The sequence below is a fragment of the Streptomyces sp. SID14515 genome (assembly GCF_010548505.1).
GTDB lineage: Bacteria > Actinomycetota > Actinomycetes > Streptomycetales > Streptomycetaceae > Streptomyces > Streptomyces caviscabies.
In genome coordinates this window covers 106,558-122,526 of record NZ_JAAGMH010000078.1, presented here as the reverse complement: position 1 = coordinate 122,526, position 15,969 = coordinate 106,558, and the positions used below count along the sequence as shown (strand labels likewise).

At 73.4% G+C, this 15,969-nt stretch carries 15 protein-coding genes; 4 read left to right on the top strand and 11 right to left on the bottom strand.

The features are described 5' to 3' along the window. Window positions 1-83: 83 nt before the first annotated feature. From mnhG to G3I54_RS15750, 9 genes are all read right to left on the bottom strand, one after another. On the bottom strand, window positions 84-437 hold the full coding sequence (mnhG, locus tag G3I54_RS15790; protein WP_164615197.1) for a monovalent cation/H(+) antiporter subunit G: 354 nt from the start codon (window positions 435-437) through the stop codon (window positions 84-86). Continuing rightward, on the bottom strand, window positions 434-769 hold the full coding sequence (locus tag G3I54_RS15785) for a monovalent cation/H+ antiporter complex subunit F (protein ID WP_164615195.1): 336 nt from the start codon (window positions 767-769) through the stop codon (window positions 434-436). Before G3I54_RS15785 ends, mnhG begins: the two co-directional genes overlap by 4 nt. Then, window positions 766-1,395: a Na+/H+ antiporter subunit E gene (locus tag G3I54_RS15780; RefSeq protein WP_164615193.1), complete on the bottom strand. Its 630-nt coding sequence runs from the start codon at window positions 1,393-1,395 to the stop codon at window positions 766-768. The genes G3I54_RS15785 and G3I54_RS15780 overlap by 4 nt, the downstream gene beginning before the upstream one ends. Next, entirely contained in the window at window positions 1,392-3,044 is a 1,653-nt protein-coding gene (locus G3I54_RS15775; protein ID WP_164615192.1) for a Na+/H+ antiporter subunit D, read from the bottom strand. The genes G3I54_RS15780 and G3I54_RS15775 overlap by 4 nt, the downstream gene beginning before the upstream one ends. Continuing rightward, window positions 3,041-3,658, bottom strand: a complete 618-nt coding sequence (locus G3I54_RS15770) for a Na(+)/H(+) antiporter subunit C (RefSeq protein WP_030079850.1) — start codon at window positions 3,656-3,658, stop codon at window positions 3,041-3,043. Before G3I54_RS15770 ends, G3I54_RS15775 begins: the two co-directional genes overlap by 4 nt. Next, window positions 3,655-6,558: a Na+/H+ antiporter subunit A gene (locus G3I54_RS15765; protein ID WP_164615190.1), complete on the bottom strand. Its 2,904-nt coding sequence runs from the start codon at window positions 6,556-6,558 to the stop codon at window positions 3,655-3,657. Before G3I54_RS15765 ends, G3I54_RS15770 begins: the two co-directional genes overlap by 4 nt. Before the next feature lie 141 nt (window positions 6,559-6,699). Next, on the bottom strand, window positions 6,700-7,158 hold the full coding sequence (locus G3I54_RS15760; RefSeq protein ID WP_203686348.1) for a (4Fe-4S)-binding protein: 459 nt from the start codon (window positions 7,156-7,158) through the stop codon (window positions 6,700-6,702). A gap of 58 nt (window positions 7,159-7,216) precedes the next feature. Further along, on the bottom strand, window positions 7,217-7,618 hold the full coding sequence (locus G3I54_RS15755) for a RidA family protein (RefSeq protein ID WP_030577659.1): 402 nt from the start codon (window positions 7,616-7,618) through the stop codon (window positions 7,217-7,219). Further along, window positions 7,615-8,799, bottom strand: a complete 1,185-nt coding sequence (locus tag G3I54_RS15750; protein WP_164615186.1) for an acyl-CoA dehydrogenase — start codon at window positions 8,797-8,799, stop codon at window positions 7,615-7,617. The genes G3I54_RS15755 and G3I54_RS15750 overlap by 4 nt, the downstream gene beginning before the upstream one ends. 172 nt (window positions 8,800-8,971) lie before the next feature. Between G3I54_RS15750 and G3I54_RS15745 the strand changes: the two genes are divergently transcribed. From G3I54_RS15745 to G3I54_RS15730, 4 genes are read left to right on the top strand one after another with little or no spacing between them, the layout of a single operon-like run. Beyond that, complete coding sequence (locus G3I54_RS15745) at window positions 8,972-10,666, top strand: AMP-binding protein (RefSeq protein ID WP_164615184.1); 1,695 nt, start codon at window positions 8,972-8,974, stop codon at window positions 10,664-10,666. Window positions 10,667-10,675: 9 nt separating this feature from the next. After that, complete coding sequence (locus tag G3I54_RS15740; protein ID WP_164615182.1) at window positions 10,676-11,497, top strand: PaaX family transcriptional regulator C-terminal domain-containing protein; 822 nt, start codon at window positions 10,676-10,678, stop codon at window positions 11,495-11,497. A gap of 58 nt (window positions 11,498-11,555) precedes the next feature. After that, entirely contained in the window at window positions 11,556-12,386 is an 831-nt protein-coding gene (locus G3I54_RS15735) for a GNAT family N-acetyltransferase (RefSeq protein WP_164615180.1), read from the top strand. Then, the gene (locus tag G3I54_RS15730) at window positions 12,383-12,823 is read left to right on the top strand and encodes a hypothetical protein (RefSeq protein WP_164615178.1); all 441 of its coding nucleotides are present in this window, start codon (window positions 12,383-12,385) and stop codon (window positions 12,821-12,823) included. The genes G3I54_RS15735 and G3I54_RS15730 overlap by 4 nt, the downstream gene beginning before the upstream one ends. On the opposite strand, the gene G3I54_RS15725 is transcribed toward G3I54_RS15730, so the two are convergent. Beyond that, on the bottom strand, window positions 12,810-15,080 hold the full coding sequence (locus G3I54_RS15725) for a bifunctional salicylyl-CoA 5-hydroxylase/oxidoreductase (RefSeq protein WP_343240340.1): 2,271 nt from the start codon (window positions 15,078-15,080) through the stop codon (window positions 12,810-12,812). The genes G3I54_RS15730 and G3I54_RS15725 overlap by 14 nt on opposite strands. A 53-nt stretch (window positions 15,081-15,133) precedes the next feature. Then, window positions 15,134-15,961, bottom strand: a complete 828-nt coding sequence (locus G3I54_RS15720; protein ID WP_164615176.1) for an enoyl-CoA hydratase family protein — start codon at window positions 15,959-15,961, stop codon at window positions 15,134-15,136. Between the last annotated feature and the right edge of the window lie 8 nt (window positions 15,962-15,969).

Here is a 15,969-nt window from a genome sequence, read left to right as displayed (position 1 = left end):
CCCCAGCGTCCGGCATTGCCCGCATCATGGCACGCGGGCCCGGGGCCGTGGGGGGTTTGGCCGGGACGGGGCCCGGAACACCGTCACTTCCCGTCGGTGAGCTGCTCGTCGAGTTCGTCGAAGAGCAGCTCGCCGTGTTCGACCTGGCCGGTGCGGTACGCGGACCGGGCCACCAGGTGCGAGGCCACCGGTCCGGTGAGCATCTGGAAGAAGGCGATGAGGGCGAGGGTGGCGAGGTCCATGCCGCTGCGCAGCCGTAGCGCGACCCCGGCCAGCACCAGGATCATGCCGAGGGTCTGCGGCTTGGTCGCCGCGTGGCTGCGGGAGAGGACGTCGGGCAGCCGGATCATGCCGATCACCCCGAGCAGACAGATCGCGGCGCCGATGAAGAGCAGCACGGCGCCGGCCGTGTCGACGATCTGGAGCCAGAGACTCACTGCGGGCCCTCCTGGGTGTCGCCGTGGTGCGGGGGGCGGGGGGCGTGGCGGGGCCGGTCGCGTACGGCGATGAAACGGGCGATGCCCACCGAGCCGGTGAATCCGAGGAACGCCAGCACCAGCATGATCGGGAAGTAGAACGGGTCGCGCGCGAACGCCGACTTGGCGGCGAGGCCGGCGATGATCAGGGCGGCGCAGACGTCCAGCGAGATCGCCCGGTCCAGCATGGAGGGGCCGCGCCAGATCCGGGCCAGCAGCAGCGCCCCGGCGACGAGGATCAGCACGACGGCGGTGGTCAGCAGGATCCGGTCGACCTGTTCGGGTGCGGTCATGGTGCGGGCCTCCCGGCGGCGAGCTGGGGCGGTGGCGGTGGTTCGGCGACCCGGGCGATCTCATCGGGGGTGCCGAAGGCCCGTACGGTCAGCTCCTCCAGCCGCCACACCTTGCGGCGGGCGGCTTCGAGCTCCTCGGGCAGGTCGGCGTCCAGGACGTGCAGGAAGACGGTGGCGGTGGCCCGGCGCACCTCGATGATGGAGCCGCCGGGCACGTTGGAGACGGCGACGGCGGTGGCCGCGAGCATCAGGTCGCTGCGGCAGCGGAGGGGGACGCCGATGACGGCGGCCCGGTGCGGCAGGCCGAAGAAGATCTGCCGGGTGACCTTCACCCCCGAGGTGTACATGTCGTGGAAGAGATAGCCGGCCAGGCACACGATGCCCCAGAGGTGGAGCCGCAGTCCGAGGTCGACCCGGGGCAGCGGGAAGGCGAGGCAGACGACGACCGAGACGACCAGGCCGGTCAGGACGTTGGCCCAGGTGAGGGTCGACCAGAGCAGGACCCAGATGACGGTGAGCCAGGCGATCAGCGGCAGGTCGATCACCCGTCGGCGGCGGTTGCCGAACTCGCAGCTCAGCGGCGGCAGATCGGCGTTTCTGAACGAGAAGCGCAGGATGCGTCTCACCGGCCCAGCACCTCCTGGATGTAGGGGGTCCGTTGGAGGAGTTCGGCGGCCGTGCGGTCGGTGAAGGAGGTGAGCGGGTCGGCGAACACGGTGAAGGAGAGACCGATCGCGATGGTCGCGGCGGTGGCCGCGACCATCGTGCGGGGCAGCCGGCTGGTGGTGATGACGGCCCGTCCGTGCAGGGTCGCGGCGACGGCCTGCCCCGCCGGGCGGTGCGCCGGCGCGATGCCCTCGTCGCCGGTGCCGTGGATCCGGTCGGGGCCCGGGTCGGCGTCGTCGTCGCTGTCGTCGCCGGACTCCAGGACCGTGCCGGCGGCGGCCTGTCCGGGCGGGGCGGCGCGCCAGAAGGCCAGGTTCCAGACCTTGGCGACCACGTACAGCGTCAGCAGGCTGGTGGCGGCCGAGCCGGCCACCAGGACCCAGGCCCAGCCGCCGCCGTCGGCGACGCCCGCGCGCATCAGCCCGAGCTTGCCGATGAAGCCGGACAGCGGCGGGATCCCGGCGAGGTTCATCGCCGGGACGAAGAACAGCAGGGCGAGCATCGGCGCCGCTCGGGCCATTCCGCCGAGCCGGGTCAGCTCCGTGGTGCCGCCCCGGCGTTCGATGAGCCCGGCGACGAGGAACAGCGTCGTCTGGACGGTGATGTGGTGGGCGACGTACACGATGGCCCCGCCGTACGCCTCGCGGGTGGCGAGGCCGATGCCGAAGACCATGTAGCCGATGTGGCTGATCAGGGTGAAGGAGAGCAGCCGCTTGAGGTCGGTCTGGGCGACCGCGCCGAGGATGCCGATGACCATCGAGGCCAGCGCGATGGCCATCAGGAGGTCGCCGATGCGGTTGCCGGGGAAGAGGAGGGTCTCGGTGCGCAGCATGCAGTAGACGCCGACCTTGGTGAGCAGTCCGGCGAAGACGGCGGTCACGGGGGCCGGGGCGGTCGGGTAGGAGTCGGGCAGCCAGGCGGCGAGCGGGAAGACGGCGGCCTTGATCGCGAAGACGGTCAGCAGCATCGCCTGGATCAGGGTCTGCACGCCGACGGGGAGATCGGCGAGGCGCACCGCGAGCTGGCCGAAGTTCGCGGTGCCGGTGGCCGCGTACGTCATGGCGATGGCGGTGAGGAAGAGCATCGAGGAGAACAGCGAGATGATCACGTACGTGGAGCCCGCCCGCATCCGGGGTCCGGTGCCGCCGAGGGTGAGCAGGACGAAGCTGGCGACCAGCATGATCTCGAAGCCGACGTAGAGGTTGACGAGGTCGCCCGCGAGGAAGGTGCAGGAGACCCCGGCGACGAGGATCAGATAGGCGGGGTGGAAGACGGCGAGCGGGGTCTCCTTGTCCCGGTCGGTCATGCCCTGGCCGAGGGAGTAGACGAGCACGCAGAGCGTGACGGCCGAGGAGACCGTGAGCATCAGTCCGGACAGCCGGTCGGCGACCAGGGTGATGCCGAGCGGCGGGGCGAAGTCGCCGAGGTGGACGGAGAGCGGGCCCTGCCGGTCGGCGGCGACCATGAGGGTCGCCGAGAGCGCGGTGACGGCGGTGAGCACGGCGACGCTGATGAAGCGCTGGAAGCGCCCCAGCCGGGTGCCGAAGGCCAGGCTCAGGCCGGTGGCGCACAGCGGCAGCAGCACCGGCAGCGGGACGAGCGCGTTCATCCTCGGGCTCCTCGGTCGCGGGGGTAGCGGTCGTCCGCCTTGGCGTCGCCGTCGCGTGCGTAGTCCTCGGGGTCCGCGCCCAGCACGTCGTTCCACAGGTTGCCGGAGGCGTCGCGGCCCCGGGCCTGGCGGGCGCGGTCGGCGCGGAGCCGGTCGCGGAGCCGGCGGCGCTCCTCGCGGTAGCGTTCGCGCTCCTCGGCGGTGGGTTCGGCGCCCGACCGGAACTGCTCGCGCAGCTGGGCCCGTTCGCCGAGGACTTCGGCGCGCAGCACGATGCGCCGGTCCTCGAGGTCGTCGTGGACCTCGTCGGTGCCGGTGATCTGGTGGCTGCGGTAGGCCATGGCCAGCAGGAACGCGGTGGTGGCCAGGGTGATGACGATGGCGGTCAGCGCGATGGCCTGCGGCAGCGGGTCGGTGACCCGGCTGAGGGAGACCCCGTACAGCAGCGGGGCGGCGCCGGCCCGGCCGGTGGAGGAGAGCACCAGCAGGTTGATGCCGTTGCTGAGGACGACGGCGCCGAGCAGGATGCGGGTCAGCGGGCGGGTGAGCATGAGGATGCCGCCGACGGCGCAGAGCACGACGGCGGTGGCGATGAGCGAGGCGCTGACGATCATCGCAGGGGTCCTCCCGCCTCGGGTCCGCCTTCGGGGCTGAGGACGCCCGCCGCCCGTTCGATCTGCCGGTCGACCTTGGCGCCGAGGGCCCGCACGATATCCAGGACGACGCCGAGGACCAGCAGATAGACGCCGAAGTCGAAGAGGACCGAGGTGCTCAGGTGGTATTTGCCGAAGACCGGCAGATGTCCGTAGTACGTGAACGCGTGCAGGACGGTGCCTTCCGCGAGTCCGAGGAGGCCCACCCCGGTGGAGATGAAGAGGCCGAGTCCGGTGAAGAGTCCGGGCTGGAGGGGCGCCGCCTCGGCGAGTTCGAAGCGGCCGCCCGCCAGATAGCGGGTGATCAGGGCGACCCCGGCGACGAGTCCGGCGACGAAGCCGCCGCCGGGCAGGGACTCGGCGCAGAACAGCAGATAGACCGAGAGCACCAAAATCGGGTGGAACAGCAGCCGGGCCACCACTTCGAAGACGATCGAGCGGTGCTCGGGGGCGAGGGTGGCTCCGGCGGCCAGCCAGCTGCGTTCGGGGGCGGCGTCGTCGCCGAGCGGCAGCCGGGAGGAGTGGTGCGCCGAGAGGGACCAGGCGGTGCGGCCCTGCAACTCCTCCTGGGCCATGGAGCCTTCGCTGCGGCGGTGCAGATAGATGAGGCTGGTGACGCCGACCGCGGCGGCGGCGAGCACCGCGGACTCCCCCATCGTGTCCCAGGCGCGCAGGTCGACGAGGATCGTCGCGACGACGTCCTTGTACCCGTGGTCGGCGACCTCCTGGACCATGGCGGCGCCGGCCGGCGGGGCGGTGCGCGCGGCGGCGGCGACCCACATCCCGACGCCGACGGTGGCCGCCGCCGCGAGGGCGACGGGGACGCGGGTGGCGCGCCGCCAGGTGCTCACGGTCTCCTGGAAGTGGACGGGCATCCGCCGCAGCACCAGCACGAACACGATCATCGCGACGGTCTCCACGCAGAACTGGGTGAGCGCCAGGTCGGGCGCTCCCTGGACGACGAAGAGCAGCGCGGTGCCGTATCCGGTCAGACCGGCCAGGACGACGGCCTTCATACGCCGTCGCACCGTCAGGCAGAGCAGGGCGGCGGCGCAGGTCAGGGCGGCGACCGCGCCCTGGAGCGGGTTGTCCCAGAGCCGGGGGCGCACGGCCCCGTCCCAGGGGGTGTCGACCATGAGGACGGCGAGCTGGCCGCCGAGCATGACGAGCAGGGTGGTGGCCAGGTACACGGAGAGCGAGCCTCGTTGGATGAAGCCGGTGACCTGGAGGGCGAGACGTTCCTGCCCGAGGAGCAGATGGCCGAAGACGCTGTCGGCGGTGGGCCAGGCGATGCGGCGCGAGAGCCGGGTGACCTGGGCGCGCCCGAGGAAGAGCACGGTGCCCGCGGCCCAGGCGAGGGCCGACAGGAGCAGCGCGAGGCCGAATCCGTGCCAGAGGGCGAGGTGGTACGGGTCCGGGTCGGGCGGGAACGTGTCGGCGTACGCGCCCAGCAGCCGGTCGGTCCAGCCGACGCCGGGGCCGAGGACCAGGCCGAGGACGGCGAGCAGGGCGGGCGGGGCGAGGAAGGCCCACCCGACGGAGTGGACGGGGGTGTCGGGGACGCCGCGCTTGCGGGCGAACGCGCCCCAGACGAACCGCAGGGTGTACGCGGTGGTGAGCGCCGAGCCCGCGACGACGACGCCCAGTGCCCACCGGTCGGCGGCCGAGCCGTGCAGCAGCGCCTCGAACGCGGCCTCCTTCGCGGCGAAGCCGAGCAGCGGCGGCAGGGCGGCCATGGAGGCGGCGGCGAGCACGGCGACGCCGGCGACGTACGGCAGCGACCGGCCGACTCCGGAGAGCTTGCGCAGATCACGGGTGCCGGCGGCGTGGTCGACGATGCCGGTGACAAGGAACAGCGGGGCCTTGAAGAGGGCGTGTCCGAGGATCATCGCGACGGCGGCGAGCGCGGCGTTGCGGTTGCCGGTCCCGGCGAGCAGGGTGAGGAAGCCGAGCTGGCTGACGGTCCCGTAGGCGAGGACGAGCTTGAGGTCGTTCAGGCGCAGCGCCCGCCAGCCGCCCAGCAGCATGGTCGCGCCGCCGAGGACGAAGACGACGGGTTTCCAGACGGGGACGTCGGCGAATGCGGGGGCGAGCCGGGCGACCAGGTAGACCCCGGCCTTGACCATCGCGGCGGCGTGCAGATAGGCGCTGACGGGGGTCGGCGCGGCCATGGCGTTCGGCAGCCACATGGAGAACGGCCAGATCGCGGACTTCGACAGGGCCCCGCACAGCACCAGGACGACGGCGATGGACACGGCGAGCGTCGTCTCGGGCGGATCGGCGACGATCGCGGAGATCCGGTACGTGCCCGCCGCCTGGCCGAGGATCAGGAAGCCGACGAGCATGGCGAGGCCGCCGAAGGTGGTGACGACGAGGGCCTGGAGGGCGGAGCGGCGGCTGTGCCGGTGTTCGCTGCCGTGGCCGATCAGCAGATAGGAGAAGACCGTGGTCAGCTCCCAGAACACATAGAGCGTGATCAGGTCGTCGGCGAGGACCAGGGCGAGCATCGCCCCGGCGAAGGCGAGGAGGTTTCCGGCGAAGCGGCCCAGCTGCGGGGTGTCGTCGGTGAAGTAGGAGGCGCAGTAGAGCAGGACGAGCGCGCCGACCCCGGCGGCGAGCAGCACCATCAGCTCGGACAGCGCGTCCAGGCGGAGGTCGAGGGTGACCCCGTAGTCCGGGATCCACTCCCAGGTCCAGGTGTCGGCGGCTCCGGAGGCGGCGGTGCTCCAGCGGGTGAAGGCCCAGACGGTCGCGGCGGCCGGGGGCAGCGCGAGCACGACGAAGGCCCGTCGGCCGAGCCGGTGCACCAGCGGGCCCGCGCAGGCCGCCAGCGCGAAGTGGGCGACGATGAGCGCGATCACAGCGGGGTGTCCGGTTCTGGCGACGGGGCATCCGGAATAAAGGGCACTAAATACAGATATATCCCTCAGGCCGATTCACCCGACCGGCGCGCCGCGCACCGCCCGGCCGCTGTGTCCGGGGGTCCTGCCGTGCGGCCCGGCTCAGCCGTGTCCGGCGCAGGGGCCGCTGTGGTCGCAGTACGGCGTGTTGCCGGTGGCGCCGCAGCCGCAGAGCATCACCCGGGTCTCCTGCCGGGGCCCGTGGGGCGTGGCGACCTCCAGGTCGCCACGCAGGTGGAGCACCCCGTCGGCGTGCAGCGACACATGGGTGGGTACGTCGGGGACCTCGTCGGGCATGCCGTCGGTGCGGTGGTACTGGAGGGCGCCGCTCGGGCAGCGGTGGATGACGTCGGCGACCTCGTCGGCGGGGGCGTTGTCGGGCTGGACCCACGGGCGGCGGCCGACGTCGAAGACTGCGGGGAGTCCGCGTACGCACTCGGCGGCGTGCAGGCAGCGGTGCGCGTCGAAGCCGACGACGATGCCCTCGCCGTCGTAGGACCGGGCGGCGGGGCGCGGGGGCGGCTGGCTGGGCACCGCTGACTCTCCTGGGCGGCTCGGCATCCGGACCCCTTCAGCCTCGCCCCGCCGCGCCGCCGCCGCTACTCGGGAGCCGGGGGCCTCACGGCAGGACCGCGACCCCGTCGATCTCGACCATCGCCTGTTCGTCCCAGAGCCGGGCCACCCCGATGACCGCCATCGCCGGGTAGTCGCGCCCCGCGAGCCTGCGCCAGATCCGGCCCAGCTCGGCCGCGTGGGAGCGGTAGTCGGCGACGTCGGTGGCGTAGACGGTGACCCGGGCGAGGTCGGCGGGTGCGCCGCCGGCCGCGTGGAGGGCGGTGAGCAGATTGCCCAGCGCGACGGCGAACTGGTCGGGCAGCGTGGCCCCGACGACCTTGCCGTCCGGGTCGAGCGCGGTCTGCCCGGCGAGGAAGACCAGGTGCCCGCCGGTGGCGACGACGGCGTGCGAGAAGCCGGTGGGCGGGGAGAGTTCGGCCGGGTTGATCCGGTGGGACGGACTCATGCGGGCGGCTCCTGGGTCGGGGACGCGGGCTGCTGGGCGGGTGGCTCGTGGGGGCCGGGCCGCTGGGCGGCGTTCGCGTACAGCTCTTTGGCGATGATGGTGCGCTGCACCTCGCTCGCGCCCTCGTAGATCCGCGGCGCGCGGACCTCGCGGTAGAGGTGTTCGAGCAGGTGGCCCCGGCGCAGGGCCCGGGCGCCGTGCAGCTGGACGGCGGCGTCGACGACGTACTGCGCGGTCTCGGTGGCGTACAGCTTGGCCATCGCCGCGCGGCGCGGCACTCCGCTCTCCCCCGCGTCGTACGCCGCGGCCGCCGCGTACACGAGGAGGCGGGCGGCCTCGGTGCGGGTGGCCATCTCGGCGACCTGGTGCGAGACGGCCTGGAGGTCGCTCAGCGGGCCGCCGAACGCGGTGCGGTGGGCGGTGTGCTCCAGGGTCGCGTCGAGGGCGGCGCGGGCCATCCCGACGGCGAAGGCCCCGACGCTGGGCCGGAAGAGGTTGAGGGTGTTCATCGCGACCCGGAAGCCCCGGTCGGGCTCGCCGAGGACATCGTCCGCGGTGACCGGTACGCCGTCGAACTCCAGGGTGCCGATGGGGTGCGGGGAGAGCATGTCGAGGGCGGAGCCGGTGAGTCCGGGCCGGTCGGACGGGACCAGGAACGCGGTGATGCCACGGGAGCCCGCGCCGGGGGTCGTCCGGGCGAAGACCACGGCGAAGTCGGCCTCGGGGGCGTTGGAGATCCAGCATTTCTCGCCCGTGAGCGCCCAGCCGGCCGGGGTGGGCTCGGCGGCCAGGCTCAGGGCCGCCGCGTCGGAGCCCGCGCCCGGCTCGCTCAGCGCGAACGCCGCGACGGCCCGCCCGGCCCGGACCTCCGGGAGCCAGCGCTCGCGGTGGGCGGGGGTGCCCGCCTGGACGATCGGGGTGGTGCCGAGCCCCTGGAGGGCGAGCGCGGTCTCGGCCTCGGTGCAGCCCCGGGCCAGGGATTCGCGGAGCAGGCACAGATCCAGCGCCCCGGAAGCGAACATCCGTTCCAGCAGGCCCAGCTCGCCCAGGGCGGCCAGCAGCGGGCGGTTGACGCGCCCGGGCTCACCCTTCTCCGCCAGCGGGCGCAGCTCCTGTGCGGCGAGGGTGCGCAGCTCTTCGCACCAGGCGGTCTGTTCCGGTTCGAGGGAGAATGCCGTCATGGCGGCGCCTCTCTTGTCGCGTCGTTTCGCGTGTCCTGTCGCGTCGCGTGGCAGCTCGTCGCGGTGCATCACACGTCATGTCCCGTTGCATCGCACGTCATGTCTTATCGCGGACCGTTGACTACCGTCACCCAAACGATACGCTCCAGAGGCGACAAGGGGGCGATCCTTCATGGAGCCGAATTCCTCGCCGAACACGCCCACAGCCGCCGCCGACGCGTCCGTACGCGTCCCCGGTGCGCATTCCGAGCGGTCCGGGCGCGCTGTCGGCGCCCACATCGACACCTTCGCGCGCGACCATCTCCCACCGCCGGACCAGTGGCCGGAACTCCTCCTGGACGATCCGGCGCCGCACTACCCCGACCGGCTGAACTGCGGGCGCGAACTCCTGGACCGCACCGTCGAGGAGTACGGCGCCGACCGTCCCGCGCTGCGCTCCGGCGACGGAGGCGTCTGGAGCTACGGCGAACTGCGGGAGACGGTGGACCGCGTCGCCCATGTGCTGACGGAGGACCTGGGCGTCGTGCCGGGCAACCGGGTGCTGCTGCGCGGGCCGACCACGCCCTGGCTGGCCGCCTGCTGGCTCGCCGTCATGAAGACGGGCGCGGTCGCCGTCACCGTACTGGCGCAGGCCCGCGCGAGTGAGCTGGCCACCATCTGCTCACTGGCGCGGATCGGCCACGCCCTGTGCGACGCCCGGTCGACGGCGGACCTGGCGGAGGCGGACGTGGCCGGTCTGCGGGTCACCGCGTTCGGCGGGGACGGGCCCGCGGACCTCACCCGGCTGGCCGCCGCGCACTCCGGTTCCGGCCCGTACCGGGCGGTGGACACGGCCGCCGACGAGGTCGCGCTCATCGCGTTCACCTCGGGGACCACCGGGCGCCCCAAGGGCTGTATGCACTTCCACCGGGATCTGCTGGCCATCGCCGACACCTTCTCCGCCCAGGTGCTGCGGCCCTCGGCCGACGACGTGTTCGCGGGCAGCCCGCCGCTGGGCTTCACGTTCGGCCTGGGCGGGCTGCTGGTCTTCCCGCTGCGGGCCGGGGCCTCCACGCTGCTGCTGGAGCAGGCGGGCCCGCAGCAGTTGCTGCCCGCGCTGGCCCGGCACCGGGTCTCGGTGCTGTTCACCGCGCCGACGGCCTACCGCACGATGCTCGGGCAGCTGGACGGCCACGACCTCTCGGCGCTGCGCCGCTGTGTGTCGGCCGGGGAGAACCTGCCGGCGGCGACCTGGCAGGCCTGGTACGAGGCGACGGGGCTGCGCATCATCAACGGCATCGGGGCCACCGAACTGCTGCACATCTTCATCTCCGCCGCCGACGACGCGATCCGGCCGGGCACGACGGGGGTGCCCGTGCCGGGGTGGCAGGCCCGGGTGGTGGACGAGCACGGCGACGAGCTGCCCGACGGCGAGGCGGGACTGCTCGCCGTGCGCGGCCCGGTCGGCTGCCGCTATCTCGCCGATCCGCGGCAGACGGAGTACGTCCGGCACGGCTGGAACCTGACCGGCGACACCTTCGTCCGCGAACCGGACGGCTACTTCCGCTATGTGGCCCGCGCCGACGACATGATCATCTCCTCCGGCTACAACATCGCGGGCCCCGAGGTGGAGGACGCCCTGCTGCGCCATCCGGAGGTCGCGGAGGCCGCCGTGGTGGGCCGGGCGGACGAACTGCGCGGCGAGATCGTGGTGGCGCACGTCGTGCTGACGGAGGGCTCGGAGCAGACCGCCGACTCACTGCGCGCCCATATGAAGGCCAATCTGGCCCCGCACAAGTGCCCGCGCGTCTTCGTGTTCGAGGAGTCCCTGCCACGCACCGCGACCGGCAAACTCCAGCGGTTCCTGCTCCGGGAAGACAGAGCCTAGAGTGATCACGTGGCCGAGCTGCGCACCCCCCGCTCCCTGATCATCACGCTCTACGGCGCCTACGGCCGTCCGGCGGACGGCTCGCCGTTCGCGGTGTCCGAGCTGATCCGCCTGCTGCACGCCGTGGGCGTCGACGCCCCGTCCGTACGGTCCTGCGTCTCGCGGCTGAAACGGCGCGGGCTGCTGGTGGCCGCCCGGGCGGCGGACGGCTCGGCGGGTTACGCGCTGTCGCCGGACGCCCGGCAGCTGCTGGACGACGGCGACCGGCGGATCTACCGGCACCCCGCACCGCGGCTCGCCGACGGCTGGGTGCTGGCGGTGTTCTCCGTGCCCGAGGCGGAGCGCAGCAAGCGGCATCTGCTGCGCTCCCGGCTGGCCCGCCTCGGTTTCGGCACGGCCGCGCCCGGGGTGTGGATCGCCCCGGCCGGGCTGTACGAGGAGACCCGGCACACCCTGGAGCGGCTCGAACTCGCCCCGTACGTCGACCTGTTCCGCGGCGAGCACCTCGGCTTCGCCGCCACCCGCGAGGCGGTGGCCCGCTGGTGGGACCTGGGTGCGGTGGCGCGCCTGCACCATGACTTCCTGGAACTGCACGAGCCGGTGCTGCGGGACTGGGAGACGGCCGGGGACTCCGAGGGCGAACCCCGCCCGCAGACCGCTTACCGGGACTATCTGCTGGCGCTGGACTCGTGGCGGCAACTCCCGTACGCGGACCCGGGTCTGCCGCCGGAGCTGCTGCCCGCGGACTGGCCGGGCGGCCGGTCGGCGGAGGTGTTCGGCCGGCTGCACGAGCGGCTGCGGGACGCCGGGGAGCGGTACGTACGGGGGTAGGGCCTGCCGGGGGTGAAATCCGGGTGCTCCGGGCCCTCGCTCACGGGCAGGATGAGGCATGACCTGGACCTTCACCGACGACGTCGACATGTTCCTCGCCGCGGCCGGCCCCTCGATCGCCGCGCGGCCGGTCGAGCACACGGTGGCGCTGACGGTCACCGAACGGCTCAGGCGCTCCGGCCCGCATGTCTACGGTGCGGGCGATCCGGTGCTCGGCTGGTGGCGCGGGGCGGACGGGGCGGTGGTGGGCACCCTGGTGCGTACTCCGCCCCATGTGGCGCTGCTGACCGCCGTGCCCGCGGAGGCGGTGGTACCACTGGCGGCGGCCCTGGGGGCGGGTCCTGACCTCGACGGCGTCAACGCGGACCGGGACACCGCGGCGTGGCTGGCCGCCCTGCTGCCGGGCTACCGGACCGTGCAGGAGCAGCGGCTGTACCGGCTGGGCGCGCTGCGGCGGCCCTCCCCCGCGCCGGAGGGCCGGGCCAGGGCGGCGACACGGGCGGACCGGGCGCTGCTGGTGGAGTGGATGCACGGATTCGCCGCCGCGACCGGGCAGTCCAAGTCCTCGGCCGAGTGGCTGGTGGACGAGGGCACGGAACGCGGGGCGTTCACTCTCTGGGAGAGCGGCGGGGCGCCGGTGGCGCTGGCGGGGCGCACCCGGATGCTGGCGGGCACGGTGCGGGTGACGTCGGTGTACACGCCGCCGGAATTCCGTGGCCGGGGGTACGCGGCCGCCGTGACGGCCGAGGCCTCCCGGGCCGCATCGGCGGCGGGCGCGGCGGAGGTGCTGCTCTTCACGGACCTCGCCAACCCGACGAGCAACGGCGTGTATCTGCGCATCGGTTACGAACCGGTGGCGGACCGGGTCCAGTTGAGGAGGGACGTGTGAGCGCGGAGCCCGTGACACCGGAGCCGCTGTGGCTCGTCGCCGCGAACGTGGTGCGGTGGCGGCGGTACGGGGACGGCGGGCAGGAGCTGCGGCCGGGGACCAGGACGTACCGGGGCGGGGCGAAGGTGTACGTCGTCGACACCTACCCGGGCATGGGGCACGAGCAGGTGACCACCATCGGGCGGGCCCGCACCGGCCGGTGGATCACCGTCGACACGGGCTCGCGCCATCTGCACACCTTCCGGGCGAAGTCGGTGTTCGCGCCGGTCGTGCTGCGGCGGGCCGAAGCGATCGGCGTGCGCCCGCGGTCGCGGGAGGAGGCCGAGGAGTTGGCCGGGCTGCTGGAGCGGCTCGCCGCCGGATACCGCGAGACCCACCACGGCGCGCCCCACCCCACGCCGTGCCTCTGCCACATGTGTCCGGTCAGCCCAACCTGAGCCGGGGCTTCGGTCCGTCGGTGCGGCCGGTCGGGGGCGGCCGGCTGCCCGCGCCGTACGGGAGCGGCCAGGGCGCGCCGGGGCCGCTGTAGCCCTGTTCGGCCGCCGCGTGCAGGGTCCAGTGCGGGTCGTACAGATGGGGGCGGGCCAGGGCGCAGAGGTCGGCGCGGCCCGCCAGGAGCAGGGAGTTGACGTCGTCCCAGGAGGAGATCGCGCCGACCGCGATGACGGGGACGTCCACGGTGTTGCGGATCCGGTCGGCGTACGGGGTCTGGTAGGAGCGGCCGTACTCGGGGCGCTCCTCGGGGACCACCTGGCCGGTGGAGACGTCGATGGCGTCGGCACCGTGGGCGGCGAACGCGCGGGCGATCGCGATGGCGTCGGCCGTGTCGGTGCCGCCCTCGGCCCAGTCGGTGGCGGAGATCCGCACGGTCATCGGGCGTTCGTCGGGCCAGACTTCGCGGACGGCGTCGAAGACTTCGAGGGGGAAGCGGAGCCGGTTCTGAAGTGATCCGCCGTAGGCGTCGGTGCGGTGGTTGGTGAGCGGGGAGAGGAAGCCGGAGAGCAGATAGCCGTGGGCGCAGTGGAGTTCGAGGAGGTCGAAGCCGCTGCTCGCGGCGCGCCGGGCCGCCGACACGAACTGCTCGCGTACGTCGTCCAGTCCGGCCCGGTCCAGCTCCGCCGGGACCTGGTTGACGCCGGGCACGTACGGCAGTGAGGAAGCGGCCGTCAGGGGCCAGTTGCCGCTCTCCAGGGGCTGGTCGATGCCCTCCCACATCAGCTTCGTGGAGCCCTTGCGGCCGGAGTGGCCGAGCTGGACGCCGATGGCGGCGCCGGGGGCGGAGGTGTGGACGAAGTCGGTGATCCGCCGCCAGCCGGTGGCCTGTTCGGCGTTCCACAGGCCCGTGCAGCCGGGGGTGATGCGGCCCTCGGGGCTGACGCAGACCATCTCCGTCATGGTGAGCCCGGCGCCGCCGAGCGCGCGGGCGCCGAGGTGGACGAGGTGGAAGTCGCCCGGGAGCCCGTCGGTGGCGGAGTACATGTCCATGGGTGAGACGACGACGCGGTTGCGGAGCTCCAGGCCGCGCAGGCGGAGCGGGGTGAACATCGGCGGGGTGCCGGGCGGGCAGCCGAACTCCTCCTCGACGGCGGCGGTGAACGAGGCGTCGCGCAGCCGGAGGTTGTCGTGGGTCACCCGGCGGCTGCGGGTGAGCAGGTTGAACGCGAAGCGCCGGGGCGGCTGTTCCACATAGGTGGCCAGCTCCTCGAACCAGCGCAGGCTGGCGGCCGCGGCGCGCTGGGTGGAGGCGACGACCGGGCGGCGCTCGGCCTCGTACGCGGCCAGCGCCGTCGGCAGGTCGGGCTGTTCCTCGACGCAGGCGGCCAGCGCCAGGGCGTCCTCGACGGCGAGCTTGGTGCCGGAGCCGATGGAGAAGTGGGCGGTGTGGGCCGCGTCGCCGATGAGCACCGTGTTGCCGTGGGACCAGCGGGAGTTGGTGACCGTACGGAAGGCGAGCCAGGAGGACCGGTTGCCGCGGAGGGGGCGGCCGTCCAGGGCCTCGGTGAAGAACTTGGCGCAGCGGGCGGTGGATTCGGCCGCGTCACAGGTGTCGAGCCCGGCGGCGCGCCACACCTCCTCGCGCATCTCGACGATGACGGTGGAGGCGTCCGTCGCGTACGGGTAGCCGTGCAACTGCATGACGCCGTACGGGGTTTCGGCGATCTCGAAGCGGAAGGCGTCGAGTGCGAAGTCGGCGGCGAGCCAGATGTAGCGGTTGCGGTGCTCGGTGACGCTCGGGCCGAAGGCGTCGGTGTGCGCGGCGCGGGTGGCGCTGTGCACGCCGTCGGCGGCGATGACCAGGTCGTGCCGGGCGGCGAGTTCGGCGGCGGGCGGCGCCACGGTGCGGAAGCGGAGGTCGACGCCGAGACCGGCGCAGCGTTCGTGCAGGATCTCCAGGAGCCGGCGGCGGCCGAGGGCGGCGAAGCCGTGGCCGCCGGAGGTGTGGGTGCGGCCGCGGTGGACGATGTCGATGGTGTCCCAGCGGACGAATTCGCGGCTCAGGGCCCGGTAGACCTCGGGGTCGGCGTGTTCGATGCCGCCGAGGGTCTCGTCGGAGAGGACGACGCCGAAGCCGAAAGTGTCGTCGGGGGCGTTGCGCTCGAAGACGGTGACCTCGCGGTCCGGGTCGAGCCGCTTGAGGAGGGCCGCGGCGTAGAGGCCGCCGGGGCCGCCGCCGATGACCGCGATGCGCCGCACGCGGTCCGGCACGGCGGCGTCCGGACGCCGGGTCGTTCCGGGGGCCTGCACGGCTATCGCCCCTGCCACTTGGGCGGCCGCTTCTCGGTGAAGGCGGCGTGGAACTCGGCGTAGTCCTCGCCGTGCATCAGGAGGGCCTGGGTGTTGGCGTCCAGTTCGACGGAGGCGGCGAGCGGCATGTCCAGCTCGGCGGTGAGCAGGGCCTTGGTCTGGGCGAGGGCGAGGGCAGGGCCGTCGGCGAGGCGGCGGGCCAGCTCGGCGGCGCGCTCGTCGGCCCTGCCCTCCTCGGCCAGCTCGCTGATGAGACCGATGCGCTCCGCCTCGGGGGCGCGGACGGCGTCCCCGAGCATCAGGAGCCGGGTGGCGTGGCCGAGGCCGACGACCCGGGGCAGCAGATAGGCCGCGCCCATGTCGCCGCCGGAGAGGCCGACCCGGGTGAAGAGGAAGGCGAAGCGGGCCGACGGGTCGGCGATCCGGAAGTCCGCCGCCAGGGCCAGCACGGCTCCGGCTCCGGCGGCGACGCCGTGGACGGCGGCGATGACGGGGAAGGGGCATTCCCGCAGGGCCCGGACGACCTGTCCGGTCATCCGGTTGAAGTCGAGGAGCTGGGCGGTGTCCATGGCCAGGGTGGCGCCGATGATCTCGTCGACGTCTCCGCCGGAGCAGAAGCCGCGTCCCTCGCCGGCGAGGACGAGGGCGCGGACGGACCGTTCCCGGGAGAGCTCGGCGAGGAGGTCGCGCAGATCCGCGTAGGCGCCGAAGGTGAGCGCGTTGAGTTTCTCGGGGCGGGCGAATGTGACGGTGACCACACCGCCGTCCCGCGTCAGCCGCAGATGTCGCCATTCCTCGGTGCTCGGGGCGGAGCTGGGAAACGGGCTCATGGAGGGGT

Excerpts from the sequence above, each read along its gene's own strand:
- G3I54_RS15770 (WP_030079850.1), bottom strand. The coding sequence starts at position 3,658 with ATGATCGTCAGCGCCTCGCTCATCGCCACCGCCGTCGTGCTCTGCGCC.
- G3I54_RS15785 (WP_164615195.1), bottom strand. The coding sequence starts at position 769 with ATGACCGCACCCGAACAGGTCGACCGGATCCTGCTGACCACCGCCGTC.
- G3I54_RS15720 (WP_164615176.1), bottom strand. The coding sequence starts at position 15,961 with ATGAGCCCGTTTCCCAGCTCCGCCCCGAGCACCGAGGAATGGCGACAT.
- G3I54_RS15745 (WP_164615184.1), top strand. The coding sequence starts at position 8,972 with ATGGAGCCGAATTCCTCGCCGAACACGCCCACAGCCGCCGCCGACGCG.
- G3I54_RS15755 (WP_030577659.1), bottom strand. The coding sequence starts at position 7,618 with ATGAGTCCGTCCCACCGGATCAACCCGGCCGAACTCTCCCCGCCCACC.
- G3I54_RS15750 (WP_164615186.1), bottom strand. The coding sequence starts at position 8,799 with ATGACGGCATTCTCCCTCGAACCGGAACAGACCGCCTGGTGCGAAGAG.
- G3I54_RS15760 (WP_203686348.1), bottom strand. The coding sequence starts at position 7,158 with ATGCCGAGCCGCCCAGGAGAGTCAGCGGTGCCCAGCCAGCCGCCCCCG.
- G3I54_RS15735 (WP_164615180.1), top strand. The coding sequence starts at position 11,556 with ATGACCTGGACCTTCACCGACGACGTCGACATGTTCCTCGCCGCGGCC.
- G3I54_RS15775 (WP_164615192.1), bottom strand. The coding sequence starts at position 3,044 with ATGAACGCGCTCGTCCCGCTGCCGGTGCTGCTGCCGCTGTGCGCCACC.